Here is a 24174-nt window from a genome sequence, read left to right as displayed (position 1 = left end):
TGCATCAACCGCCATATTATGTGGTCCTGAACGGGGGAGTTCCCCGATGGCCACTGTTATGTGGCTCTTTTACATCATCTTGCGGCCCCGTGTCACCTCAATATCGAGGTCGGTGATCTTCTTGCGCAAAGTATTTCGGTTAATTCCCAGCAAAGCGGCACATTTCGCCTGATTCCCCGCCGTCGCGGCAAGGGCGATTTCGATCATCGGCAGTTCAACCTCACGCAAAATCCGCGCGTAGAGGCCCGGCGGCGGCAGCATGGAGCCGTGCAAATCGAAGTAGCGTTGCAAATGCCGCTCGACCGAGGCGCCCAGCCGTTCGGTATCGGCCTCGGTCTGCATCGGTGCCGGGCCGCTTTGCGCGCCCAGCAGTTGCTCGGCCTCGCTGGCCGTGATCTCAGCCGCTTGGCTGGCCAGCGCGAGTTGCCGCATCGCATGTTCCAACTGGCGCACATTGCCGGGCCATGGGAATTTCAGCAAGATCTGCGCGGCCTTGTCCGACAGTTTGCGCGGCGAGGCAGGGCCGGGATTGGCGCGGGCCAGAAAATGGTCGGCCAAAAGCGGGATGTCTTCGACCCGATCCCGCAGGGCCGGCACTTCGAGGGTCGCCCCAGACAGACGGTAATAGAGATCGCGGCGCAGCTTGCCCTCTTGCATCGCGGCATCCAGATCGCTCTGACTGGTGGCCATGAAGCGCGGCGCGTCATCGCCCGGCGCGTCCATCATCCGCACCAGACGGGCTTGGATATCTTGCGGGAAATCCGCGATCTCGTCGATCATCAGGGTGCCCCCGCCGACCCGCGCCAGCACCCGCGAGGGGCCTTCGATATCGGCAAGATCTGCATCCGTCACGGTCACGAACGGCAGGCTGCGCCGGTCGGAAAAGTCGTGAATAGCCCGCGCGATCAGTGACTTGCCCGAACCGCTCTCACCCCAGATCAGCACCGGCAGATCGGTGTTCATCACCCGCGCCACGGTGCGGTAGAGCGCCTGCATCACCGGGGTTCGGCCAATCATCGGCAGATCATCACGCTCCGCGTCGATCTCGGCACTATCATCGGCGGCGGCTTTACGGCTGAGCGTGGTGCGCTGCTCCAAGGCGCGCGCCGTGCGTTTCATCAGATCCGGCAAGTCGAAGGGTTTGGGCAGATAATCAAAGGCTTCGGCCTCTGCCGCCTTGATCGCCGTCATGATCGTGTTCTGCGCCGAGATCACGATCACCGGCAGGCCGGGCCGGTCCTGCGCGATTTTCGGCAACATTTCCAATCCGTTGCCATCGGGCATGACCACGTCAGAGATCACCGCGTCGCCCTTGCCCTCGCTGACCCATCGCATCAGGGTGGTCAGGCTTGAAGTGGCGTGCACCTTGCAGCCCGCGCGGGTCAGCGCTTGGGTCAGAACGGTGCGGATTGTGCGGTCGTCATCGGCGACGAGGATGGTGCCATCCATGTCAATTCTCCTTGAGGGCAGCGGCGCCTGCGCGCGGCAGCGAAATGCGGAATGCGGTTCGACCGGGGGCGGAACTGACAGAAATCCAGCCTCCATGGTCTGAGATGATCTTGCTCACCAAGGCGAGGCCCAGCCCGGTGCCATTCTCCCGGCCCGAAACGAAGGGATCGAAAACATCGGCGCGGATATGATCCGGCAGGCCGGGGCCATCGTCGATCACTTCGATCTGGAGGGGCAGCGGCTGGCCATCCCCATCGGCGCGGCGCAGTTGGAAGCCGTGTTCATAGAAACTGCGCAGCCGGATGGTGCCCCCCGCCTCGCCCGCCGCCTCAGCCGCGTTGCGAATGAGGTTGAGCAAAACCTGCAAAAGCTGGTCCTTGTCGCCAAGCGCGGGCGGCAGTGAGGGGTCGTAATCCTCGGTGATTTTCATGTGCGAGCCGAAGCCCAGCAAGGCCGATCGGCGGGCGCGGTCCAACACGTCATGCAGGTTCACGGGCTTGCGCTCAGGCGCCGTCAAATTTCCGAATTGTTCGACCTGCTCCAGCAGTTTCACGATGCGGCGGCTTTCGGCGACGATCAGATCGGTCAGTTCCAGATCATTCTTGGATAGGTTCATCGACAAAAGCTGCGCCGCGCCGGTGATCCCGGCCAGCGGGTTCTTGATCTCATGGGCCAGCATCTCGGCCATGCCGATGGCGGATTTGGCGGCGGATTTTACGCTGTGATCTTGGGTGATGCGCCCGGCCAATTCACGCGGGGTGATCATCAAGACCATCTCGCCTGCGCCGCCCACAAGCGGGGCGATCTGCAAGCCGCATTGCAAGGGGGCGCGCTGCATCGCGCCCACATCCACGTCATTGACGAAAAGCGGCGTGCCTTGCAGCCGCGCACGGGCGAATGCGGCCTCAAGGGGGTGATCCACCGCGATCAACTGCCAGATCGACTGGCCGATGGTGGCGCGGGCGGAGGCATTGAGGAAGCCTTCGGCTGAGGGGTTCAGATCGACGACCCGGTCATCGGCACCGACGATGAAGGCAGGCACCGGCAGAGAGGTCCAAACCTGCCGCTCCGGGGTCTCACTTCTCATGCTGCGGCCCGGGATTGGGCGGTGGCGGCGTCATATTGCATGGCCTCCGCGATGAGATCGAAAGTGGTTTTCACCTCCCGCGCCGTGAGCAGCGCGCGGCGCAGATCGGCAGGGGTGGCGCAGTGATCCATATACCAGCCCAGATGTTTGCGAGCGACCTTGGCACCTAGTTCGGCCCCGTAGAAACGCAGCATCTCGTCGTAATGTTCGGCCACCATCTCGGCCATCGCCTGCCCTTCCGGGATCACCGGCATGGGCCGTCCGTGCAGATCATAGGCGATCTGCGCCAGCAGCCATGGCTTCCCTTGCGCACCGCGCCCCACCATCACGCCATCCGCCCCCGACAGCCGCAGCGCCGTGCGCGCCATGTCACTGCCGATGATGTCGCCATTGGCGATGACGGGAACATTCACGGCCTCTTTCACCGCCCGGATCGCGGCCCAATCGGCGCGGCCCTTGTAGAACTGACAGCGCGTGCGCCCGTGGATCGTGATCATCTGCACGCCCACCTCTTCGGCCCGTTTGGCGATTGAGGCGGCGTTGAGCATATTGTCGTCCCAGCCAAGCCGGGTTTTCAGCGTCACCGGCACCTTGACCGCGCCGAGCACGGCTTCGATCAGCCGCAGCGCGTGATCGGGGGTCTTCATCAGTGCCGAGCCGGAGGCGCCCTGCGTCACCTTCTTGGCCGGGCAGCCCATGTTAATGTCGATGATCCGCGCGCCCATCGCCTCAACCATGCGGGCGGCTTCGGCCATCGGTTCGGCCTCGCGCCCGGCAAGCTGAACGGAGGTGCCGATGACATCCAGCCCAAGCTCCGCTTTCTCCCGCGTGCCGGGGCGGCGGCTGAGCAATTCTTGGCTGGCGACCATCTCGGACACGACCAATCCGGCCCCGAATCGCGCCACGAGGCTGCGATAGGGCAGATCGGTGATCCCGGCCATCGGGGCGAGGAATACCGGGAGGTCGAATGTCAGGGGGTCGGCGGTCACATGCTTAATCCTTGTGCGGTCCCTTGCTGTGTAGCTCTGCCACGGGGTGACCTCAATAAAACTACCCGGAAAAGCAGCTATGCGCCAAGGCGCTGCCCATTTTTTAGGCAGCCACCCCAGATTGCACCCCGCCGCCGCATTGCCTAGACAGGGCCATGGTCGCCAGCTTTTCCGGATTGCCCAAATGAGTATCGCAGCTCTGATCGTTGCCGCAGGACGCGGCAGCCGCGCCGGCGGTCCGCAGCCGAAGCAATGGCAGGCGCTGGCGGGGGCGCGGGTGATCGACCACACGATCGCCGCCTTTCGCGCCCTGCCCCAGATCACCGAGATCGTGTTGGTGCTGAACGCGGACGACATGGAACAGGCAGCGGCATTCACGATGGACGGCATCACCGTGACCACCGGCGGGGCGGAGCGCGCGGCTTCTGTCCAACGCGGGCTTTCGACGATCCGGCAGGCGACGAAGGTGCTGATCCATGACGCCGCGCGGCCCTGTGTTTCGGCTCAGATCATCTTAGGCGTGATCGACGCGCTTAACCAACATCAAGCCGCCGCGCCGGGGCTGCCGGTGAGTGACGCGCTTTGGCAGGGGCACGAAGGCCGCGTCACCGGCACCCAAGACCGCAGCGCCCTTTTCGCCGCGCAGACACCGCAGGGCTTTGACCTCACCGCGATCCGTGCGGCGCATGCGTCTTATGACGGCCAAGCGGCGGATGACGTCGAAGTCGCCCGCGCGGCGGGCCTAACCGTTGCTATCACCCAAGGCAGCGCCGATAACCTGAAAATCACCCGGCCCGAGGATTTCGCCCGCGCCGCCCGCATATTGGAGACCCGCATGGACATTCGCACCGGCAACGGATTTGACGTGCACGCTTTCGGCCCCGGAGATCACGTGACCCTCTGCGGCATCGACATCCCGCATAACCACGGGTTGGTCGGCCATTCCGATGCCGATGTGGCGCTGCACACGGTGACCGACGCCATCTACGGCGCGCTTGCACGCGGCGACATCGGCCAGCATTTCCCGCCGAGCGACCCACAATGGAAAGGCGCGCGCAGCGATATCTTCCTGCGTCATGCCGCAGAACTGGCGCGCGACATGGGCTTCACCCTCACCCATGTCGATTGCACGCTGATCTGCGAGAGCCCTAAGATCGGCCCCCATGTCCAGCCGATGCGCGCCGCGATGGCCGAGATGCTGGGGATTGAGATCGACCGCGTATCAGTCAAGGCCACCACGAGCGAGCGTCTCGGCTTTACCGGGCGGGGCGAAGGCATCGCCTGTATGGCCACGGCAACATTGGTGAAATCATGACTGCAGCACATCTGATCGCGACGCTTCTGGGCGTTGGCCATATCCGCCCCGCGCCGGGCACTTGGGGGTCGCTCATCGCCCTGCCCTATGCCTGGCTTTTGCATGTGTTGGGGGGCTTTCCGCTGCTGGTGATCGGGCTTTTGGTGGCCATTCCCTTGGGCTGGTGGGCCACCGGACGCTACACCGCAGGCGGCCCGGACCATGACCCCGGAGAGGTCGTGATCGACGAATTGGTCGGCCAGTGGATCGCGCTTTTGCCGCTGTCCTATGCCGCTTGGTCGATGCAAATCCCGATCCTTGCCATGTGGCCCGGTTGGATCGCCGCCTTCGCGCTGTTCCGGCTGTTCGACATCACCAAGCCGCTGATCATCGGCTGGGCCGACCGTTTGGGCGGGCCTTGGGGGGTGATGCTCGACGATATCTTTGCCGGGGTTTTCGCAGCCCTTGGTGTCATGGCGCTGGCAGCGCTTTATCACGGGGTCCTGTAAATGAGCCTCGCCGCGCAACTGTTGGAGAAGGCCCGCAAAACCGGCGCGATGGTCGCCTGTGCGGAAAGCTGCACCGGCGGCATGCTCGCCGCCGCGCTGACCGATCTGCCGTGCTCCTCGGCGCTGCTGGACCGGGGTTTCGTCACCTATAGCAATGCCGCGAAGATGGCAATGCTGGGGGTGTCAGAGGAGACGTTGGCGGATTGGGGTGCGGTGTCGGAACAGGTCGCCGCAGAAATGGCGGCAGGCGCACTGGCGCGGTCCGAGGCGCGGATCGCCGTCTCGATCACCGGCATCGCAGGCCCCGGCGGGTCAGAGCACAAACCCGAGGGGCGCGTCTGTTTTGGCCTTGCCACGTCGGCGGGCGTGCAGACCGAGACGATGGAATTCGGCGCACAGGGCCGTGATGCCGTGCGCTTGGCCGCCCGCGACCACGCGCTCGGCCTTTTGCTGCAAGGATACCTTTTGCTGCAAGGTTACGCGGCGCTTTAACCCTTGGGGCCGTAAAGCTCTTTCGCGCGGTTCTCAAAGGCGCGCACGATACGCTGCATCGCCTCATTGAAAACCACGCCGATGACCTTTTGCAGGATCGCGTTGCGGAATTCGAAATCGACGAAGAAATGCACCTGACAGCCTTCGAGGTTATCCTCAAAATGCCAGTTTGATTTCATATACTTGAAGGGCCCGTCGAGGTATTCCGTATCGATCTTCTTGGCCTCGGGCCACAGCACGACGCGGCTTGTGAACCGCTCCCGAAAGACTTTGAACGAGATCACCAAATCGGCGTCCATCACCCGATGATCGCCACGGTCCTCGTCGCTGCGAATGCGCGCGGCGGCGGTCCAAGGCAGGAATTCAGGATAGCGGCCCACATCGGCGACAAGATCATACATCTGTTGCGCGCTATAGGGCAGTTGGCGGGTCTCTGAGTGCGTAGGCATTGCGTTCCGTAGCGTTGCGGGTTAACCCCCTATTTCACGTCTCAACCCCGCAGATTCAAGGGCAAAACCATGGCACACGGGCCTTATGTCATCGACGAAATGATCTCGGCCAAGGCCATCGCGGCGCGGATTGAAGATCTTTGCCGTGAGATTCACGGTGAATTTGACGGCACCGATAAATTGGTCGTGGTCGGCCTGCTGCGCGGTTCTTTCGTCTTCATCGCCGATCTGGTGCGTGAGTTGGACCTGCCGATCGAAGTCGATTTCCTCGAAGCCTCCAGCTATGGCGACGGCATGGAGAGCAGCCGAGAGGTGCGCATTCTCAAAGACTTGCGCGGTGCCATTGAAGGGCGCGACGTGTTGGTTGTCGAAGATATCGTCGACACTGGCCACACGCTGCACCATGTCACCAACCTGCTGCGCTCGCGTGAGCCTGCGCGGTTGAAGTCCATCGCCCTGCTCGACAAACCCACCCGGCGTGAGGTCGACCTCAAGGCGGATTGGACCGGCTTTGAAATCCCCGATGAATTCGTTGTGGGCTATGGCATCGACTTTGCCCAACGCGACCGCAACCTCCCCTTCATCGGGAAAGTTCGCTTTACGTGATGGACCCGCGGTGGCTGCTGCGCATGTCCCAATGGGCGCGCAATCCACCTTCGGGCAAACGCGTGATCTTGGTCCTCGCGATCATCGCCGCCGCCCTTGCCGTGGGGCTTGTCGAATGGCTGGGCTATTGGCCTGACTGGGCCACGGCCGAACGTATCCCCCGCCGGTTCTGACCCTGCCCGCAGTCTTATCCCGCTGATCACATTTTTGTTTTTTGCGACCTGCCCCTGCCATGTTACGCTGCGGCAAGAAAAGGGAGATGACCATGCATTTGACCAAAAGCATTACCGCCATTGGTATCAGCGCCGCCTTGATTGCCACCGCAGGCTTCGCCGCCAGCCATAGTGAGAAAGCCGCCAGTGCGGCGGTGAACGCGCGCCATGCGCAGATGCAACTGATCGCCTATCATACCGGCATTCTGGGCGGCATGGCCAAGGGCGAGACGGAGTATAACGCCGAGATGGCCACCGCCGCCGCGACCAATCTGAACGCCGCCGCCAGTTTCGCGCCGGGCACCCTCTGGCTTGAAGGGACCGAGCAAGGCGCTGTCGAAGGTTCCCGCGCCAAGGCCGAAATCTGGAGCGATGCCGAAGGGTTCAACGAAGCGCTGAAGGCGCTGGAAACCGCCAGCGCGGATATGATCGAGGCCGCGGGCACCGATCTGGACGCGCTAAGGGCGGGCATGGGCGCAATCGGCAAGGCTTGCGGCGCTTGCCATGACGATTACCGCGGCCCCAAGAACTGATCCTTGCGAGGGGTCATTCCTATACTGCTGGGCTGTGCCGCTCTGGGCGCGGCCCTTGGCTGGGCGCTCACCCGGCCCGATCCGCTTGAGCCGTCCTATGGTGCCGGGAAGACACCGGACCCAGAGGCGGGCGCGCTAATCTTTGCCGCGGGTGGCTGCGTTTCCTGCCACGCCGCGCCCGAAAGTGAGGAGGATGAGCAGCTTGTGCTGGCCGGGGGGCTGCCCTTCGCCAGTGATTTCGGCACCTTCCACGCGCCCAATATCTCCCCCGACCCAGATCATGGCATCGGCGACTGGACCCTGCCGGAATTCGCCCGTGCCGTGACACGCGGCGTCTCGCCCGGGGGGCAGCATTATTATCCCGCCTTTCCGTACACCGCCTACCAACACCTCGCCCCCCAGGATGTGGTGGACCTCTTTGCCTATATGCAGACCCTGCCCGCCTCGGATACGCCGAGCCTGCCGCATGAGGTAGGGTTCCCCTTCAACATCCGCCGCGGGCTTGGCGCATGGAAGGCGCTGTTTTCACATGATGATTTCGTGATGACCGACGCGCCCGATGCTGAGGTCGAACGCGGGCGCTATCTGGTCGAAGGTCTTGCCCATTGCGGCGAATGTCATACGCCGCGCAATGCTTTGGGCGCGCTTGACCGGGGCGCTTGGCTGACCGGCGCGCCGAACCCTTCGGGCAAGGGGCGCATTCCCGGCATCACACCGGATCAGCTTGATTGGTCCAAACCCGATCTCGTGGCCTATTTCACCTCCGGCTTCACGCCGGAATACGACAGCGCGGGCGGTGAGATGGCCGAAGTGGTCAGCAACCTCGCGCAGCTCCCCGAAAGCGACCGCGAAGCGATTGCGGCCTACCTCAAAGCCCTGCCCGGCGGTTAACGCCGGGCACGTCTTTTCGATCAGGCAATCCCCAGTTTGCGATTCCGCGCCTCGCGCAGCCGCGCGAAATCGTCGCCTGCGTGGTAGCTCGACCGCGTCAGTGGCGTGGCCGAGACCATGAGGAAGCCCTTACCGTAGGCCGCCTTTTCGTAAGAGGTGAACTCTTCGGGGGTGACGAAACGGTCCAGCGCATGGTGTTTGGGCGTCGGCTGTAGGTACTGGCCGATGGTCAGAAAATCGATGTCGGCGGCGCGCATGTCTTCCATGACCTGAATGACCGCTTGGCGATCTTCGCCCAAACCCACCATGATGCCCGATTTGGTGAACATCGAGGGATCCAACTCCTTGACCCGCTGAAGCAGGCGAAGGGAGTGGAAGTAGCGCGCGCCGGGGCGTACTTCCGGGTAGAGGCCCGGCACGGTTTCAAGGTTGTGGTTGAACACATCCGGGCGTACTTCGACAACCTTTTCAAGGGCTTCGGGCCCGCAGCGGATGAAATCCGGTGTCAGGATTTCGATTGTCGTGTCGGGGCTGCGGTGACGCACGGCGCGGATCGTCTGGGCGAAATGCTCCGCCCCGCCGTCTTCGATATCGTCGCGGTCAACACTCGTGATGACCACATGGTTCAGCCCCAATTTGGCAACCGCATCGGCCACGCGGCCCGGCTCGAACACATCCAGCGCCTCGGGCGGCTTACCGGTGGCGATGTTGCAGAAAGTACAGGCGCGGGTACAGACCTCGCCCATGATCATCATCGTGGCGTGCCCCTGAGACCAGCATTCGCCGACATTGGGGCAGCCCGCCTCTTCGCAGACCGTGGTCAGCTTGTTGTCGCGCATGATCCGCGCGGTTTCGGCATAGCCCTTGCCGCCGGGCGCTTTGACCCTGATCCAGCTCGGCTTTTTCGGCTGGGCGTTGTCGGGCTTGCGCGCCTTTTCGGGGTGGCGCTGTTCGGGTATCTTCAGATCGCGCATCGGGGGCCTCTGATCATTGTGTCGCGCTCTGTTTATCACAGTCCTTAACCCGATGGCCACCTACTGCATACGCCCCCGCGACAAGGCTGCCATGCACAGGCGGCATCGCCCTAGGTCGTTGATTTAGAACGTTGATATGTAAACGTAAAATTACAATGCAGTTGCAGCATTGCGAGAGTTGCCGAGGCTTCCTATATGGGCTACCAAGCCACAAAGATTCCAATCCGAGAAAGAGAGACGCGATGAAACCCGGTATCAATGTCCCCAACGTCACCTTCAAGACGCGCGTGCGCGACGAAAGCATCGAAGGGTCCAACCCCTTCCGCTGGGAAGACAAGACCAGCGATGATTTCTTCAAAGGCAAGCGCGTTGTGCTCTTCTCCCTCCCCGGTGCCTTCACCCCGACCTGCAGCACCTACCAGCTGCCCGGGTTCGAGAACAATTTCGCTGCCTTCCAAGAGCATGGCATCGACGCGATCTATTGCCTGTCGGTCAACGACAGCTTTGTCATGAACAAGTGGAAAGAGATGCAGGGCGTCCAGAACATCGACGTGATCCCTGACGGTTCGGGCGAATTCACCCGCCGCATGGGCATGTTGGTCGCCAAAGACAACCTCGGCTTCGGCCCGCGCAGCTGGCGCTATGCGGCGATCATCAACGATGGTCAGATCGAAGCATGGTTCGAAGAGCCCGGCATCCGTGACAACCACGACGAGGACCCCTACGGCGTTTCCAGCCCTGAGACCCTGCTCGAATACCTCGAGAACCAGAAGCAAACCGAAGCGGCCTAAGCGCCCTTTATATGACCGGATCGGGCCATCTGGCCCGGTCCTTTGACACGCTGCGTTTGATCCGACAGGCCCCACCGCGCCTAGTATTTCGCGCGCAGTTCTCCGGTCAGCCCTTCCCCCACTTCCTTCAGCGTCTCGGCCAATTGCGCCGCCCAACCACTGCCCGGCGTCCCCGCCCGGCGGACGAGCCCGATTTGCCGCGCAGGTTCCGGCGCGCCGAAACGGTGCAGGCGCAGCCCCGGTGCGGCATCAAGCTCGGTCTTGGCGGCGATTTCGGGCATCAGGGTCATGCCAAACCCCGCCTCCACCAGCCGCGACAGCGTGGCGAGGGAAGACGCCCCGGTGTGAATGCCCGCCTGCGTGCGGTCGCGCTGGCAAACCTCCAGCGCCTGATCGGTGAGGCAGTGGCCGTCTTCCAGCAACATCAGCGGCGTGCGAGCCAGATCGGTCGGGCGGGCGACATCCGCCCCCGCCATCCGGTCAGCGGATCCCGCCAGCAGAAAACGATCCTCGAAAAGCGGCACCTCGGCGAGGCCCGTTTCGCCCGAGGGCACCGCCATCACCGCCGCATCCAGCGCCCCGGAGCGCAGATCGGCCAGCAATTGATCCGTCTGCGCCTCGCGCACCTCGACCCGAAGCGAGATATCCTGCGCGCGCAGCGCGGCCAGCACGCCGGGCAAAAGATAGGGCGCCACGGTCGGGATTAGACCGAGATTCAACGTGCCCGCCAGCCCCACCTGCTCCCGCGCCGTGGCCTCCAACAGCTTGGCGCGGCGCAAGATATCTTCGGCGCGGGTCAGCACCTCGCGGCCCAAGGGCGTCAGCACCGAAGCGCGGCTCTGCCGTTCGATCAGCCGCCCGCCGAGCGTTTCCTCCAAAGTGCGGATCTGCACCGAGAGCGCAGGCTGGGAGATATTGCTCGCCTCCGCCGCCCGCCCGAAGTTGCCCAAAGTCGCCAGCGCGCGAAAGTATTCCAGTTGTTTCAGGGTAAAGTTCATAACTTTTACCTATCGAAATTTTACAAAACTGCAATTGGTAATTATGGGCGGAATCGATCATCTTGCTGTCAGACAGTAACCGAGGGGAACCCAAGATGAGCAAGCGTCTCACCACCACCGCCGGCGCGCCGATGCCGACAAACGACACCAGCAAGACCGCGGGCGCCCGTGGCCCGGTCCTGCTGGACGACTACCAATTGATCGAGAAGCTCGCCCATCAGAACCGCGAGCGTATCCCTGAGCGTGCCGTTCACGCCAAGGGCTGGGGTGCCGAGGGCACCTTCACCGTTACCCATGACATCAGCCAATATAGCTGTGCTGCGATCTTCTCCGAAGTGGGCAAGACCTGCGAAATCATCTCGCGCTGGTCCACGGTGGCGGGCGAGCTTGGCGCCGCCGACAGTGAGCGTGACGTGCGCGGCTTCTCGGTGAAATTCTACACCGAAGAGGGCAACTGGGACGTCGTGGGCAACAACACCCCGATCTTCTTTGTGCGCGATGCCTATAAATTCCCGGATTTCATCCGCACCCAGAAACGCCACCCGCGCACCAACCTGCGCTCGCCTGAGGCGATGTTCGACTTCTGGGCGGCCCAGCCCGAATGTGTGCACCAGGTCACCATCCTGATGTCCGACCGGGGCATTCCGGTGAACCCGATGCATATGCACGGCTACGGCAGCCACACCTATTCGATGTGGAACGCCAAGGGCGAGCGTCACTGGGTGAAGTTCCACTTCCGCTGCCAGCAGGAAATCCGCAACCGCACCAATGAAGACGCGGAAAAGCTGATCGGCTCCACCCGTGAGAACTTCCAAGAGGATCTCTTCAACGCGATCGAAGGCGGCGACTATCCGAAGTGGGAGCTGAACATCCAAGTCATGCCCGAGGAAGAGGCCGAGACCTGCGGCTTCAACCCCTTCGACCTGACCAAGGTTTGGCCGCATGCGGATTACCCGCTGATCCCGGTCGGCATGTTGGAGTTCAACCGCAACCCCGACAACTACTTCCAGAGCATTGAGAACGCCGCCTATTCGCCGTCGAACAAAATCCCCGGCATCGGCTTCTCGCCCGATAAGATGTTGCAGGCGCGGGTGTTCTCCTATGCGGATGCGCACCGCTACCGTCTTGGCACGCATTACGAGGCCCTGCCCGTGAACGCGCCCAAGGCCGCGCCGATGCATCACTACCACAAGGACGGCGCGATGCGGTTCTTCCCGCAGCAGACCGGTCACCCGGACGCCTATTACGAGCCGAACCAATACGAAGGCTCGGCCCGTCCCGATCCATCGGTGCAAGAACCACCGCTGCGCATCTCGGGCGATGCGGACCGCTATGTGCAGGAAGAGGCGGATGCCGATTATGTCCAGCCGCGCAAGCTCTATACCGAAGTGTTCGATCAGGCGCAGCGTGACCGTCTGCATGAGAACATGGCCGGTGCCATGGCGCCTTGTTCGCAATCGGTGAAAGAACGCTGGTATGCGGTGCTTGAGAAAGTGCACCCCGACTATGCCGCCGGTGTGCGTGCCGCTTGCGAGAAAGACGAAGTGGCGATCTCGGTCACAGATGAGACGCCGGTAAAGGTCGCAGACTAAACAACCGGGGCGGCAGGGTTATCATCCTGCCGCCCCTTCTTTACCCGATCAGCATTTACCCGATCATCGGGCCACCCGGCCCCACGGTTTCATCGTAATGCCGTTTCAGCCGCATGAGTGCGATCCGAAGCACGATCTTGCCCGAACGCGCCGACCAACCGAGCCGTTTTTCGGTGGTCTCCAACCCGTCCCGATAGCAGCAACAGCGCAGCACCACGTCCGACAGGCCGGGGCCGAGGTCTGCCATGGCATCGGCCACCCTCTTGCGCGCCTCCGCCGCGGCCATGGCGCCTGCCCCATCTCGCCCGCCGCTAGGCTTAGCGCCTGGGGTCAGGAAGTGATCCCAATTCTGCGTAACCTCACCGCCCATCTGCGCCAGTTCGAAATCTTCACGCAGCCTTTCGCCCGCATGGACCAGCCCCTCGTTCAAGAAGGGCGCGCCGGATTTGTCGCGCCGCCGTGCGAGGGTCGAAAGCGGGCTTTCGGACAGGCAATAGCGGCCACGGCGCGGGGCCGTATCCGCATCTGCGCCCAAGTCTGCGGCGGGCGCGTCAGGCCCGCCCAGAAAGGCGGTCTGATCTTCGGCAAAGCCGTCTGCGGCTGCGCCCTGCTCTTCAAGCATGCGCCGCAGCGCCGCGCGCCCCGCGCTGGTGATATGATAGCGTGTCACCCGGCCCGTGCTGCCCGGCGCGATCCAATCTTTCAGCGCCATCGCCTGCGACACGGCGCTGTCGACCACGGCGGTGCGTGCGCCGGGGCCGGTGTCCGTCTCGCGCAGGACGACGGCCTTTTCCATCCCTTCAGCCACGGCAAGGATCGCGCCTGCCTCGTGCAGGCGCCGCAAAACGCGCAGCGCCTCGGCGGCGAAAGTGTCTTCGTCAAGAAGGGGGGCGGCGGGTTTCATCATTGTCGCTGTCTTTCCTGCTGGGGGGCCAGCAGTACAATCCAAGGCGCGCCGCACCGCCCCGAGCCTGCGCAGGGCGGCATCCACCAGCGGATCGTCGCGCCGTGTCTCGATACGGCGGATTTGGCGCATGATGGTCGAGGCATGACAGCCAGCTTGGCGTGCCAAGGCCCGGATCGGGGCGCCGGTCTCCGTATGTGCGAGGTAATGCAGGGCTCCGTGCGGCACCCATCCCGGCAGGACGGACTGTTGAATTTGGTGATGCGCCTTCAATTGACTGCCACTTCCATTTTGGCGGGTCCCCAAGCTGGGTGAGTTATCCCCAGAGTTATTCACAACCTATGGATGTTTTGGTTACCCGTTCGTTAAAATCGTCGCATTTGGCAATGATTGTTTCCAAAAGGTAAACGCCATCGAAAGGCGCCGTTCGCCGGGAACCCGCAACACGCAACACCCGGAAAGGTTGTGCAACACTTCGCCGATCCGGGGTGATTCACCCCTCAGAAATCGGAGAGTGTGATGCAAGATTTACTGACCATGTTGCAAAAACTTCACCGCCCGCGCCTGTTGATGCGGGCCGCCCGCATCGGGGCCGAAGACTACCGCCGCGGCACCCATCTGCCACGGATACTGGGCTTTGGCATATTGCCACGCCACGGCACCGCGCTGATCAAACTGATCGAGATCGAGGCCGCGTTGGACACCCAGCGCAAGACGGCGGATGCAAGCTATAGCCTGATCCGCCATGTAGATGTTCTTATTGCCATGGTTGGCGAGGCACGGTTCTTGAAGGCCGCGATGATGCCCAGCGCCTGAATTGCGATGCGGGGGATCGCCCCCGCCGCAAAGCCTTAGCTAAAACTATCGGGTTCCGCCGCCTTACGGGTCGCGACAAAGGCATCGAGCGCTTCGCGAATGGCCGGGTCCAATGCGGGCTGCTGGTAGTCGGCCAGCATCTTTTCGACCCGCGCGGTGGCAAGGCTCTGCGTATCACGCGCGCCCTCGTCCGACCATGTCTCGAAGGGTTTGTAGTCTAACAGATCAGACTTCCAAAAGGCATCGCGGAAATTGCTCTGCGTATGGGCGCAGCCGAGGTAATGCCCCCCCGGCCCCACTTCGCGGATCGCGTCCATGGCCTGTGCGTTCACGTCGATCTCCACCCCACGGGCAAGGTGATGCAACGTGCCCAGTTGATCCGCATCCATGACGAATTTCTCGAAAGAGGAAACAAGCCCCCCTTCCAGCCAACCACAGGCGTGCAGCATGAAGTTCACCCCTGAGAGCAATCCCATGTTCAGGCTGTTCGAGGTCTCATAAGCCGCCTGCGCGTCGGGCAGTTTCGAGCCGGTGAAAGACCCGGCGCTGCGATACGGCAGGTTGAGCCTGCGCGCCAGTTGCCCAGCGCCATAGGTGATATGCGCAGCCTCGGGCGTGCCGAATGTGGGCGCGCCGCTGTTCATATCGATGGAGGTGACGAAAGCCCCCATGATCACCGGCGCCCCGGGGCGGACCAACTGGCTATAGGCGATGCCCGCCAGCGTCTCGGCCAAGACCTGTGTCAGCGTGCCTGCCACACTCACCGGGGCCATGGCACCGCCCACGATGAAGGGTGAGATGATGCAGGCTTGGTTGTTCTCGGCATAGACCTTGAGCGCGCCCATCATCACATCGTCGAAGGTCATCGGCGAGTTGATGTTGATGAGCGAGGTCATCACCGTGTTTTCCTGCACGAAGTCCTTGCCGAAGAGGATACCGCACATGTCGACGGAATCCTGCGCCCGGCTGGGTTCGGTCACCGATCCCATGAAGGGTTTGTCGCTCAGCGTCATATGGGCATGCAGCATATCGAGGTGGCGTTTGTTCACCGGGATGTCCGTCGGCTCGCATACCGTCCCCCCCGAGTGATGCAGCCATTTGGACATGTAGCCCAGCTTCACGAACTTTTCGAAATCCGCCATCGTGGCATAGCGCCGCCCCCCTGCGGCATCGCGCACGAAGGGCGGGCCATAGACGGGGGCGAGGACAAGGTTCCTCCCCCCGATTACCACATCCCGATCCCGGTTGCGTGCCACTTGGGTGATCGTCGGAGGCGCGGTGGAGCAGAGCTTGCGTGCCAGCCCCCGTGGGATGCGCACCCGCTCCCCCTGCACATCGGCCCCGGCCTCACGCCAGAGCGCCAATGCCTCGGGATTGTCGGGAAAGTTCACGCCGATCTCTTCCAGCACCGCATCGGCGTTCTGCTCGATGATTTCCAGCGCCTCTTCGGTCAGCACTTCGAAGTTCGGGATATTCCGTTCGATATAGCGCGCTGTCTCGAAAGAGACGGCTGTGCGTGCCGCGCGTCTTGCCGCACCACCACCGCCGCGTGCCCGTCGTGCTGATTCCGCCATTGCTCTATCCTTCCCGCAAGTCTTGGCCCGTCACTATCCCATTCCCGGCAGGCGCTTCGCGCGGATAACGCCCCCTAGCGGCAAAAAGCGACATCGCGTGCCGTCCCCGCGCCACTTGCGCGAATTAAACGCGGGCGGCACCGGTCTTCGGCCTGCTAGAGACTTGCCAGAGCGCGCGCACGGGCCTAATCACAGCCCCATGACAGATATCACCCATGACCGCCTTCTCATCATCGACTTCGGCAGCCAGGTCACGCAGCTTATCGCGCGTCGCCTGCGGGAGCTGAATGTCTTTTGCGAAATCCACCCGTTCAACACGGTGGACGAAGCCTTCCTCAAGGAATTCGCGCCTAAGGCGGTGATCCTGTCAGGTGGCCCGTCCTCGGTGTTTGCCGAAGGCGCGCCGCGTCCGCCGCAGGCTGTTTTTGAACTTGGCGTGCCGATCCTGGGCATCTGCTATGGCCAGCAGGTGATGATGCACTGCCTTGGCGGCCATGTGGAGCGCGGCCATGGCACCGCTGAATTCGGTCGGGCCTTTGTCACCCCCACGGGCCAACAGCTTGATCTGCTCGAAGGCTGGTTCGCCACCGACCGCGAACAGGTCTGGATGAGCCATGGTGACCACGTCAGCAAAATCGCCCCGGGGTTCGAGGTCTATGGCACCTCCCCCAACGCGCCTTTCGCCATCACCGCGGATGTCGAGCGTCACTTCTATGCGGTGCAGTTCCACCCGGAGGTGCATCACACGCCCAACGGCCCGCGTCTCTATGAGAACTTCGTGCGTCTGGCGGGCTTCAAGGGCGACTGGACCATGAGCGCCTACCGTGAGGAAGCCATTGCCGCGATCCGCGAGCAGGTCGGCGATCAAAAGGTGATCTGCGGCCTTTCGGGTGGCGTCGACAGCTCCGTCGCCGCGGTGTTGATCCACGAGGCCATCGGCGACCAGCTAACTTGCGTTTTCGTTGACCACGGTCTGCTGCGCAAGGGTGAGGCCGAAGAGGTCGTCACCATGTTCCGTGACCATTACAACATGCCGCTGATCCACGCGGATGAGCAGGAGTTGTTCTTGGGCGAGCTTGAGGGCGTCAGCGACCCCGAGACCAAGCGCAAGATCATCGGGAAGCTCTTCATCGACGTCTTCCAGAAACACGCCAAGGAAGTGGGCGACGCCACCTTCCTCGCCCAGGGCACGCTCTACCCGGACGTGATCGAGAGCGTCTCCTTCTCCGGCGGTCCTTCGGTCACCATCAAGAGCCACCACAACGTCGGCGGCCTGCCTGAAAAGATGGGCCTGAAGCTGGTCGAGCCGCTGCGCGAGCTTTTCAAAGACGAAGTACGCGAGTTGGGCCGCGAGTTGGGCCTGCCGCCCTCCTTCATCGGCCGCCACCCCTTCCCCGGGCCGGGTCTTGCGATCCGCTGCCCCGGTGAGATCACCCGCGAGAAGCTCGACATCCTGCGCGAAGCCGATGCGGTCTATATCGACCAGATCCGCCGCCATGGGCTTTATGACGATATCTGGCAGGCCTTCGTGGCGATCTTGCCGGTGCGCACCGTGGGCGTGATGGGCGATGGCCGCACCTATGACTTCGCCTGCGCCCTGCGCGCGGTGACCTCGGTCGATGGGATGACGGCGGATTACTACCCCTTCTCGCATGATTTCCTTGGCGAAACCGCCACACGGATCATCAATGAGGTGCCGGGCATCAACCGCGTGACCTATGACATCACCTCGAAACCTCCGGGCACCATCGAGTGGGAATAAAATGCGGATGGCCCTGACCGGCCACCTACGCTGCGCCACCCGGGCCGAGGCGGACCGGGTGCGCGCAGGGCTTGACGCGCATCTGCGTCTCACCCGGGCCGAGCCGGGATGCCTGCGCTTCGACGTGACCCCGACCGACGACCCCCTTGTCTGGCAGGTATCGGAGCTCTTTACCGACCGGGCGGCCTTTGAGGCGCATCAGGCCCGTGCCGTAGCATCGGACTGGGCGCGGCTCACCGCCGGGATCGCCCGCGACTATCAGATCACAGAAACCGCATGAGCCCCACCTTTCGCGCCGCACTCTGGATGATCGGCTCCATCGGGTCATTCTCCACCATGGCCGTGGCGGGGCGCGAACTCTCGGCGCGGTTCGACACTTTTGAGGTGATGCTCTACCGCAGCGTGATTGGCGTGATCATCGTCCTGTCGCTCGCCGGGGCCACGGGCGCGTGGCGGCAGATCAACACCCGCAACTTTGGCCTGCAATTGCTGCGCAACCTTGCGCATTTCACCGGGCAGAACCTGTGGTTCTTCGCCGTGTCGCTGATCCCGCTGGCACAGGTCTTCGCGTTGGAGTTCACGTCGCCCCTATGGGTCATCGTCCTGTCGATCTTCCTGCTGGGCGAACGGCTGACCGCGACACGGGCGCTGGCCGCCATCATGGGGTTCATCGGCATCCTGATCGTGGCGCGTCCCGATATCGGCAACCTCAACACCGGCATTCTGGCGGCGGCGGGCTGTGCCGTCTTCTTTGCCCTGACCAATGTGCTGACCAAACGGCTGACGCGGACCCAAGGGATCACCACGATCCTCTTCTATCTCACCACGTTGCAACTGCTGTTCGGCCTGATCGCGGCGGGCTACGATGGCGATATCGCGAGCCCCACGGCTGAGACGATGCCCTTCCTGCTGCTGGTCGGCGCCTGCGGGCTGCTGGCGCATTACTGCCTGACCAACGCACTAAGCCTTGCCCCCGCGACCGTGGTGGTGCCGATTGATTTCGTCCGCCTTCCGGCCATCGCGGTTGTGGGCATGCTTCTCTATGCCGAGGCGCTGGATATCTGGGTCTTTGTCGGGGCCGCGATCATCTTTGCGGGCAACTATCTCAACATCTGGTTTGAGACCCGCAAAGCACACCCCAAGTAATGTTTGCCCAGATTTCAACCTGACCCAAGGTCAGCGATTGAAGCAAACGGCAGCAATCCGCTTAGATCGTTTCCAACCTGTGCCGGGGAGGATCCGCACAGAAGTCTTGGGAGGAGAGCAAATGAAAACCTATTTCTTGGCAATTCCGGCACTGTTGGCATCTACGGCAATCGTTCACGCTGGCGGCATCGATCGGTCGGGCCAATCCATCAACGCCCTGTTTGAAAGCGGCCGCTATGCGGAGTTCAGCTTTGGGCATATCGATCCATCCACCAGCGGGACGTCGACAATGGCAGTGCCGCCGCCATCGCTGTCGAATGTAAGCTCCGGCGATATGACCTCCAGCTATCTCCAGTTTGGCGCAGCCTATAAGGCCGACATCAACGACAAGCTGTCCTATGCAATCATCTATGATCAGCCGTTCGGCGCGGATGTCGATTACCCCACGCCCACCGGCTACTATGCACAAGGTGCCCAAGCGGATCTGGAAAGCCACGCGATAACCGGCCTGTTGCGCTACCGCATGAACGAGAACTTCAGCGTTCACGGCGGTCTGCGCGTCCAAACCATCGAAGCGGTCGCAGCTGTGCCCTTCGTCGCTGGCTATACGGTGAACGGCGAGCGTGACACCGGCGTCGGCTATGTTGCGGGTGTCGCCTATGAGCGCCCCGACATCGCCATGCGTGTCGCGCTGACCTATAGCTCCAGCATCGACCACGAGGTCGACACGACCGAGTTCGGCGCCATCATGAGCACGACCGAAATCGAAACCCCGCAGTCGGTGAACCTTGATTTCCAGACCGGCATCGCTGCTGACACATTGCTCTTCGGTGGCATCCGCTGGGTCGATTGGTCGTCCTTCGACATCACCCCCGCCCAATACCAAGGCGCGACGGGTGGCTCGCTTGTCAGCTACGATGACGACGTTTTCACCTACTCGCTCGGCGTCGGCCGCCGTCTGAACGACAACTGGTCGGTCTCGGCTTCCGTCGGCTATGAGAAGTCCAACGGCGGGTTCGCCTCCAACCTCGGGCCGACCGATGGCAACAAGAGCCTCGCTCTGGCCGCCGTCTATACCCGCGACAACATGAAGATCACCACCGGCGTGCGCTACGTCAACATTGGTGATGCAGAAACAACTTTGAACGGTGTGAATGCATCGGGCGAGTTCGAAGACAACGATGCTCTGGCCTTTGGCGTGAAGGTGGGCTTCACCTTCTAATCCACACCAGACCCGTCGCGATTACGCCGCCCGACGCCCTCGGGCGGCGTTTTTTATGCATGCGCATCTTTCGGGTCGTGCCGATCCGTGGAACAGCCTAAACCCAAGCAATGATCACACAGAAAACCATCCCCCCGCGCGCTTGGATCGAAATGGGCTTTCTCGCCCTGCTCTGGGGCGCGTCCTTTGTCGCCGTGCGGGTGGCCTTGGATGAGATCGGGCCGCTGACCTCGGTCGCGCATCGGGTGTTCTGGGCAATGCTGGTGCTTTGGGCCGCCGTCGCCACCATGCGCCTGCCATTGCCGCGCGACCCGCGCATCTGGGCGGCCTTCCTGCTGATGGGGCTTTTGAACAATGTGATCCCCTTTTCGCTGATGGCATGGGGGCAGCTGCACATCCCCTCGGGGCTGACCTCGATCCTCAATGCCGCCACCGCGATCTTTGGCGTGCTGGTCGCCGCGATCTTTTTGGCGGATGAGCGGATCACGCCGCGCAAGGCGATTGGCGTCTGCCTCGGCTTCGCGGGCGTCAGCACCGCCATCGGTCTGGAAAATCTCACGAATTTCGACCTCGGCAGCCTTGCCCAGCTGGCGGTTCTGGGCGGGGCAATGTCCTATGCCGTGGCCGGGATCTGCGCGCGCAAACTGCTGCCGGGCCAGCCGCCGCAACTGGCCGCCGCCGGGATGCTGACAGGGTCCGCGCTGATCATGCTGCCGCTGGCATGGGCCGTCGAAGGGCCGCTGACGCTCGACCTTGCCCCAGCCACGCTTGCCGCTATCGCCTATTACGCGCTGGCCGCGACGGCGCTGGCTTATCTGCTTTATTACCGCGTGCTCGGCATGGCGGGCAGCAGCAACCTGATGTTGGTGACGCTACTTGTCGCCCCCGTGGCGATCCTGCTGGGCGCATGGCTGCGTGATGAGACCCTGCGCCCCGCTGCCTATGGCGGTTTTGCCCTTCTTGCGCTCGGGCTTCTGGTGCTCGATGGCCGCATCTGGCGTCTGGTGAAACACTGGGGTAGTCATGGGAAACGAAGCACTTAACCTTGGTGATACATGCTCTACCCCACGGCTGACGATTGGCGCGCGGCGCCGCGGCGCAAAGTTCTGATCTTCGGCATGTCGGGCTTGGGCAAGACCCATCTCTCCAGCCTGCTGCGCGCCAGCGGGGATTGGTTTCACTACTCCATCGACTACCGCATCGGCACCCGTTACCTGGGCGAGCTCATCGCCGACAATGCCAAGGCCGAGGCGATGAAAGTGCCCTTCCTGCGCGATCTGCTGCTGAGCGACAGCATCTACATCGGCTCGAACATCACCTTCGACAACCTGTCGCCCGTAGCCACATGGCTGGGCAAACCGGGCGACCCTTCGCGCGGAGGGCTGCCGATGGAGGAATACGCCAAACGGCAACAGGCTTTCCGCCGGGCCGAGATCAACGCGCTGCAAGACACCGCCTATTTCGCCACCCGCGCCGAAGCGCTCTATGGCTATCCGCATTTCATCTGCGACACCGGTGGCTCGATCTGCGAATGGGTCGACCCCGAAGACCCGAATGACCCGCTGCTGCGACAATTGGCCGAGGAATGTCTGCTGGTCTGGATCAAGGGCGACGAAGCCCATACCGAGGAACTTATCCGCCGCTTTGACAAAGCGCCCAAGCCGATGGCCTATCAGCCCGAATTCCTCGCCCGGGCATGGGCCGATTATCTGGCGGAAAAGAACATCTCCGAGGACGCGGTGAACCCCGATGATTTCATCCGCTGGACCTATGCCGCCGCCCTGTCACACCGCCAACCCCGCTATGCGGCGATGTCGAAATGGGGTGTCACCATCACCCCCGCCGACATCGACGCGCTGAAAGCTCCCGAAGACTTTACCGACCTCATCGCCCGCCACCTGCCCGCGAGCGGTTGAACCCGCACCGCCCAAGATTATCTGACTGCACTGGCCACCCCTGAAAGACCTGTCTCATGCCCATCAAGATCCCCTCCCGCCTGCCTGCCTTCGACGTTCTGCGCAACGAAGGGGTCATGGTGCTGGACGAGGAACTGGCTTCGCGGCAAGACATCCGCCCCCTGCGCATCGCCCTGCTGAACCTGATGCCCAAGAAAATCCAAACCGAGAACCAGTTCGCCCGGCTGATCGGTGCCACGCCCCTGCAGATCGAGCTAAGCCTCATCCGCATGTCCGACCACCGGACCCGCAACACCGCCGCCGAACATATGGAAAGCTTCTATCGCCCCTTTGAGGAGATGAAGGCCGAGAAGTTCGACGGGCTGATCATCACCGGCGCCCCGATCGAACATCTCGACTTTGACGAGGTGACCTATTGGGACGAGCTGCGCGAGGTGATGGAATGGACCCAGACCAACATCCACTCCACCTTTGGCGTCTGCTGGGGCGGCATGGCAATGATCAACCACTTCCACGGCGTCAAGAAACACATGCTGAGCGCAAAGGCTTTCGGCTGTTTCCGGCACCGCAACCTCGCGCCCGCCTCGCCCTATCTGCGCGGCTTTTCGGATGATTGCACCGTGCCCGTCTCGCGCTGGACCGAGATGCGCCAGGACGAAGTCGACGCGCATCCCGGCCTGACCACACTTTTGGGCAGTGATGAAGTCGGCCCCTGCCTGATCGAAGACCCCGAGCACCGCGCGCTCTATGTCTTTAACCATTTTGAATACGACCGCGACACGCTCAAGCAAGAGTATGACCGCGATGTCGAGAATGGCGTGCCGATCAACGTGCCCTGCAACTACTACCCCGAGGATGACCCCGCGCGCACGCCGGTGAACCGCTGGCGCAGCCATGCGCATCTGCTTTATGGCAATTGGATCAACGAGATATACCAGACCACCCCCTTTGATATGAATGAGATCGGCCATTAAACTGCTGCTTGCCCTCCTCCTCGGGCTGGCGCTGCTTACCGCGCTTGTCCAATGGCGCGCCGCGCGGCATGAGGCGCGGGCCGAAGCCAGCCATCCGCCCGAGGGTGAGATCATCACGGTGGACGGCCTGCCGGTTCATGCCAGGATCATCGGCAGCGGGCCGGATCTGGTGTTGATCCATGGGGCCAGCGGCAACCTGCGTGATTTCACTCTAAGCTTCGCTGAGCGGTTGAGCGACCGCTACCGCGTCATCATGTTCGACCGTCTCGGCATGGGCTATACCGCCCGCCTTCCCGGCGCGCGCGGGCCTTGGAACCCGCGCGGCGAGTCGCCGCAGGAACAGGCCGCCCTTTTGCAGAAAGCGGCGGATCAACTGGGCGTCGAAAACCCCATCGTGCTGGGCCATTCCTTTGGCGGGGCCGTGGCGCTGGCTTGGGGGCTGCACCGCCCTGATGAGACCGCAGCGCTGGTGCTGGTCTCTGCCGTGTCGGAGCCTTGGCCCGGCGGTCTGGGCTGGCTCTATAACGTCAGCGCCTCACGGCTTGGCGGGGCGCTCTTTATCCCCGCCGTCACCGCCTTTGTCCCCGACAGCGTGGTGCAAAGCAGCATCGCGGCGATCTTTGCCCCACAACAAGCGCCCGAAGGCTATGCCGATCACATCGGCACGGGCCTCACCCTGCGCCGCAGCGCCAGCCGCGCCAATGCGCAACAGGTCCATCAACTCCGCCCGCATGTGGTTGAAATGGCAGCGCAATATGACCGTCTGACCATGCCTGTCGAGATCATCCACGGCGATGCCGATACCATTGTCCCGATGCATATTCACGCCGAGGAACTGATCCAAGACATCCCCAACGGCGCCCTGACCCGCCTGCCCGGCATGGGCCATATGCCCCATCACGCCGACCCGCAGGCAGTGGTCGATGCCATCGACCGCGCCGCCGCCCGTGCCGGTTTGCGTTAACCGCCTTAACATCCCATATTGAAACAAGAA

Annotated in this window: 26 protein-coding genes; 18 read left to right on the top strand and 8 right to left on the bottom strand. The window is 62.7% G+C overall.

Annotated features, from left to right (window positions below; all coding sequences use genetic code 11):
• Positions 1-69: 69 nt before the first annotated feature.
• The 3 genes from ACGYLQ_RS05815 to dusB are packed head-to-tail and all read right to left on the bottom strand — an operon-like array spanning position 70 to position 3525.
• Positions 70-1449, bottom strand: coding sequence for a response regulator (locus ACGYLQ_RS05815; RefSeq protein WP_067264060.1), 1380 nt, complete (start codon positions 1447-1449; stop codon positions 70-72).
• A gap of 1 nt (position 1450) precedes the next feature.
• Positions 1451-2536 carry a nitrogen regulation protein NR(II) gene (locus tag ACGYLQ_RS05810; RefSeq protein WP_067264058.1) on the bottom strand — a complete coding sequence of 362 codons (1086 nt, stop codon included), beginning with the start codon at positions 2534-2536 and terminating at the stop codon, positions 1451-1453.
• Complete coding sequence (gene dusB, locus ACGYLQ_RS05805; protein ID WP_394441071.1) at positions 2533-3525, bottom strand: tRNA dihydrouridine synthase DusB; 993 nt, start codon at positions 3523-3525, stop codon at positions 2533-2535. Before dusB ends, ACGYLQ_RS05810 begins: the two co-directional genes overlap by 4 nt.
• 184 nt (positions 3526-3709) lie before the next feature.
• Here dusB and ACGYLQ_RS05800 point away from each other — a divergent pair, with 184 nt between their 5' ends.
• The 3 genes from ACGYLQ_RS05800 to ACGYLQ_RS05790 are packed head-to-tail and all read left to right on the top strand — an operon-like array spanning position 3710 to position 5820.
• On the top strand, positions 3710-4840 hold the full coding sequence (locus ACGYLQ_RS05800) for a bifunctional 2-C-methyl-D-erythritol 4-phosphate cytidylyltransferase/2-C-methyl-D-erythritol 2,4-cyclodiphosphate synthase (protein ID WP_394441068.1): 1131 nt from the start codon (positions 3710-3712) through the stop codon (positions 4838-4840).
• Positions 4837-5328, top strand: coding sequence for a phosphatidylglycerophosphatase A (locus ACGYLQ_RS05795; RefSeq protein WP_394409071.1), 492 nt, complete (start codon positions 4837-4839; stop codon positions 5326-5328). The genes ACGYLQ_RS05800 and ACGYLQ_RS05795 overlap by 4 nt, the downstream gene beginning before the upstream one ends.
• Positions 5329-5820 carry a CinA family protein gene (locus ACGYLQ_RS05790; protein WP_394441067.1) on the top strand — a complete coding sequence of 164 codons (492 nt, stop codon included), beginning with the start codon at positions 5329-5331 and terminating at the stop codon, positions 5818-5820.
• Here ACGYLQ_RS05790 and ACGYLQ_RS05785 read toward each other — a convergent pair.
• Positions 5817-6269 (bottom strand): type II toxin-antitoxin system RatA family toxin, encoded by a 453-nt coding sequence (locus tag ACGYLQ_RS05785; RefSeq protein WP_168613460.1) that lies wholly within the window; start codon positions 6267-6269, stop codon positions 5817-5819. The genes ACGYLQ_RS05790 and ACGYLQ_RS05785 overlap by 4 nt on opposite strands.
• A gap of 69 nt (positions 6270-6338) precedes the next feature.
• Here ACGYLQ_RS05785 and hpt point away from each other — a divergent pair, with 69 nt between their 5' ends.
• The 4 genes from hpt to ACGYLQ_RS05765 all read left to right on the top strand — a co-directional run bounded on the left by hpt (position 6339) and on the right by ACGYLQ_RS05765 (position 8511).
• Entirely contained in the window at positions 6339-6875 is a 537-nt protein-coding gene (gene hpt, locus ACGYLQ_RS05780) for a hypoxanthine phosphoribosyltransferase (protein ID WP_259944499.1), read from the top strand.
• A complete protein-coding gene (locus tag ACGYLQ_RS05775) occupies positions 6872-7048 on the top strand; it encodes a hypothetical protein (protein WP_259950144.1) in 177 nt (58 codons plus the stop codon). The genes hpt and ACGYLQ_RS05775 overlap by 4 nt, the downstream gene beginning before the upstream one ends.
• A gap of 92 nt (positions 7049-7140) precedes the next feature.
• A complete protein-coding gene (locus tag ACGYLQ_RS05770) occupies positions 7141-7620 on the top strand; it encodes a c-type cytochrome (protein ID WP_394441064.1) in 480 nt (159 codons plus the stop codon).
• 3 nt (positions 7621-7623) lie between these two features.
• Positions 7624-8511 (top strand): c-type cytochrome, encoded by an 888-nt coding sequence (locus ACGYLQ_RS05765; RefSeq protein ID WP_394441062.1) that lies wholly within the window; start codon positions 7624-7626, stop codon positions 8509-8511.
• Between the two features lie 20 nt (positions 8512-8531).
• Here ACGYLQ_RS05765 and lipA read toward each other — a convergent pair whose 3' ends face one another.
• Complete coding sequence (lipA, locus tag ACGYLQ_RS05760; RefSeq protein ID WP_394441059.1) at positions 8532-9485, bottom strand: lipoyl synthase; 954 nt, start codon at positions 9483-9485, stop codon at positions 8532-8534.
• Between the two features lie 242 nt (positions 9486-9727).
• On the opposite strand from lipA, the gene ACGYLQ_RS05755 reads away from it, so the two are divergent.
• Positions 9728-10276, top strand: a complete 549-nt coding sequence (locus ACGYLQ_RS05755; RefSeq protein WP_067266850.1) for a peroxiredoxin — start codon at positions 9728-9730, stop codon at positions 10274-10276.
• Positions 10277-10356: 80 nt separating this feature from the next.
• On the opposite strand, the gene ACGYLQ_RS05750 is transcribed toward ACGYLQ_RS05755, so the two are convergent.
• The gene (locus ACGYLQ_RS05750) at positions 10357-11274 is read right to left on the bottom strand and encodes a LysR substrate-binding domain-containing protein (RefSeq protein ID WP_394441056.1); all 918 of its coding nucleotides are present in this window, start codon (positions 11272-11274) and stop codon (positions 10357-10359) included.
• Between the two features lie 95 nt (positions 11275-11369).
• On the opposite strand from ACGYLQ_RS05750, the gene ACGYLQ_RS05745 reads away from it, so the two are divergent.
• Positions 11370-12866, top strand: coding sequence for a catalase (locus tag ACGYLQ_RS05745; protein ID WP_209218870.1), 1497 nt, complete (start codon positions 11370-11372; stop codon positions 12864-12866).
• Between the two features lie 55 nt (positions 12867-12921).
• Here ACGYLQ_RS05745 and ACGYLQ_RS05740 read toward each other — a convergent pair whose 3' ends face one another.
• Positions 12922-14010, bottom strand: a complete 1089-nt coding sequence (locus ACGYLQ_RS05740) for a DUF6456 domain-containing protein (protein ID WP_394441249.1) — start codon at positions 14008-14010, stop codon at positions 12922-12924.
• Positions 14011-14289: 279 nt separating this feature from the next.
• Between ACGYLQ_RS05740 and ACGYLQ_RS05735 the strand changes: the two genes are divergently transcribed.
• Positions 14290-14586, top strand: coding sequence for a DUF6477 family protein (locus ACGYLQ_RS05735; RefSeq protein WP_271687411.1), 297 nt, complete (start codon positions 14290-14292; stop codon positions 14584-14586).
• Between the two features lie 35 nt (positions 14587-14621).
• Here the strand turns inward: ACGYLQ_RS05735 and ACGYLQ_RS05730 are convergent, their stop codons facing one another.
• Complete coding sequence (locus ACGYLQ_RS05730; RefSeq protein ID WP_394441054.1) at positions 14622-16160, bottom strand: trimethylamine methyltransferase family protein; 1539 nt, start codon at positions 16158-16160, stop codon at positions 14622-14624.
• Between the two features lie 199 nt (positions 16161-16359).
• Between ACGYLQ_RS05730 and guaA the strand changes: the two genes are divergently transcribed.
• The 8 genes from guaA (at position 16360) to ACGYLQ_RS05690 (ending at position 24144) form a co-directional block, all read left to right on the top strand.
• On the top strand, positions 16360-17922 hold the full coding sequence (gene guaA, locus ACGYLQ_RS05725) for a glutamine-hydrolyzing GMP synthase (RefSeq protein ID WP_168612961.1): 1563 nt from the start codon (positions 16360-16362) through the stop codon (positions 17920-17922).
• Positions 17923-17929: 7 nt separating this feature from the next.
• Positions 17930-18202: a putative quinol monooxygenase gene (locus tag ACGYLQ_RS05720; RefSeq protein ID WP_394441246.1), complete on the top strand. Its 273-nt coding sequence runs from the start codon at positions 17930-17932 to the stop codon at positions 18200-18202.
• The gene (locus ACGYLQ_RS05715; protein WP_394441052.1) at positions 18199-19068 is read left to right on the top strand and encodes a DMT family transporter; all 870 of its coding nucleotides are present in this window, start codon (positions 18199-18201) and stop codon (positions 19066-19068) included. The genes ACGYLQ_RS05720 and ACGYLQ_RS05715 overlap by 4 nt, the downstream gene beginning before the upstream one ends.
• Before the next feature lie 121 nt (positions 19069-19189).
• The gene (locus ACGYLQ_RS05710; RefSeq protein ID WP_394441049.1) at positions 19190-20290 is read left to right on the top strand and encodes an OmpP1/FadL family transporter; all 1101 of its coding nucleotides are present in this window, start codon (positions 19190-19192) and stop codon (positions 20288-20290) included.
• Positions 20291-20400: 110 nt separating this feature from the next.
• On the top strand, positions 20401-21333 hold the full coding sequence (locus ACGYLQ_RS05705) for a DMT family transporter (RefSeq protein ID WP_394441048.1): 933 nt from the start codon (positions 20401-20403) through the stop codon (positions 21331-21333).
• Positions 21334-21345: 12 nt separating this feature from the next.
• Positions 21346-22206, top strand: coding sequence for an ATPase (locus tag ACGYLQ_RS05700; protein WP_394441045.1), 861 nt, complete (start codon positions 21346-21348; stop codon positions 22204-22206).
• Positions 22207-22262: 56 nt separating this feature from the next.
• Positions 22263-23180 carry a homoserine O-succinyltransferase gene (gene metA / locus ACGYLQ_RS05695; RefSeq protein WP_394441043.1) on the top strand — a complete coding sequence of 306 codons (918 nt, stop codon included), beginning with the start codon at positions 22263-22265 and terminating at the stop codon, positions 23178-23180.
• Positions 23164-24144: an alpha/beta fold hydrolase gene (locus ACGYLQ_RS05690; RefSeq protein WP_394441040.1), complete on the top strand. Its 981-nt coding sequence runs from the start codon at positions 23164-23166 to the stop codon at positions 24142-24144. The genes metA and ACGYLQ_RS05690 overlap by 17 nt, the downstream gene beginning before the upstream one ends.
• The last annotated feature ends 30 nt before the right edge of the window (positions 24145-24174 follow it).

Origin of the sequence: Sulfitobacter sp. 1A12779, assembly GCF_043557315.1 — a bacterium.
GTDB classification, from domain to species: Bacteria; Pseudomonadota; Alphaproteobacteria; order Rhodobacterales; family Rhodobacteraceae; genus Sulfitobacter; species Sulfitobacter faviae.
This window is presented reverse-complemented; position numbering and strand designations above follow the sequence as displayed.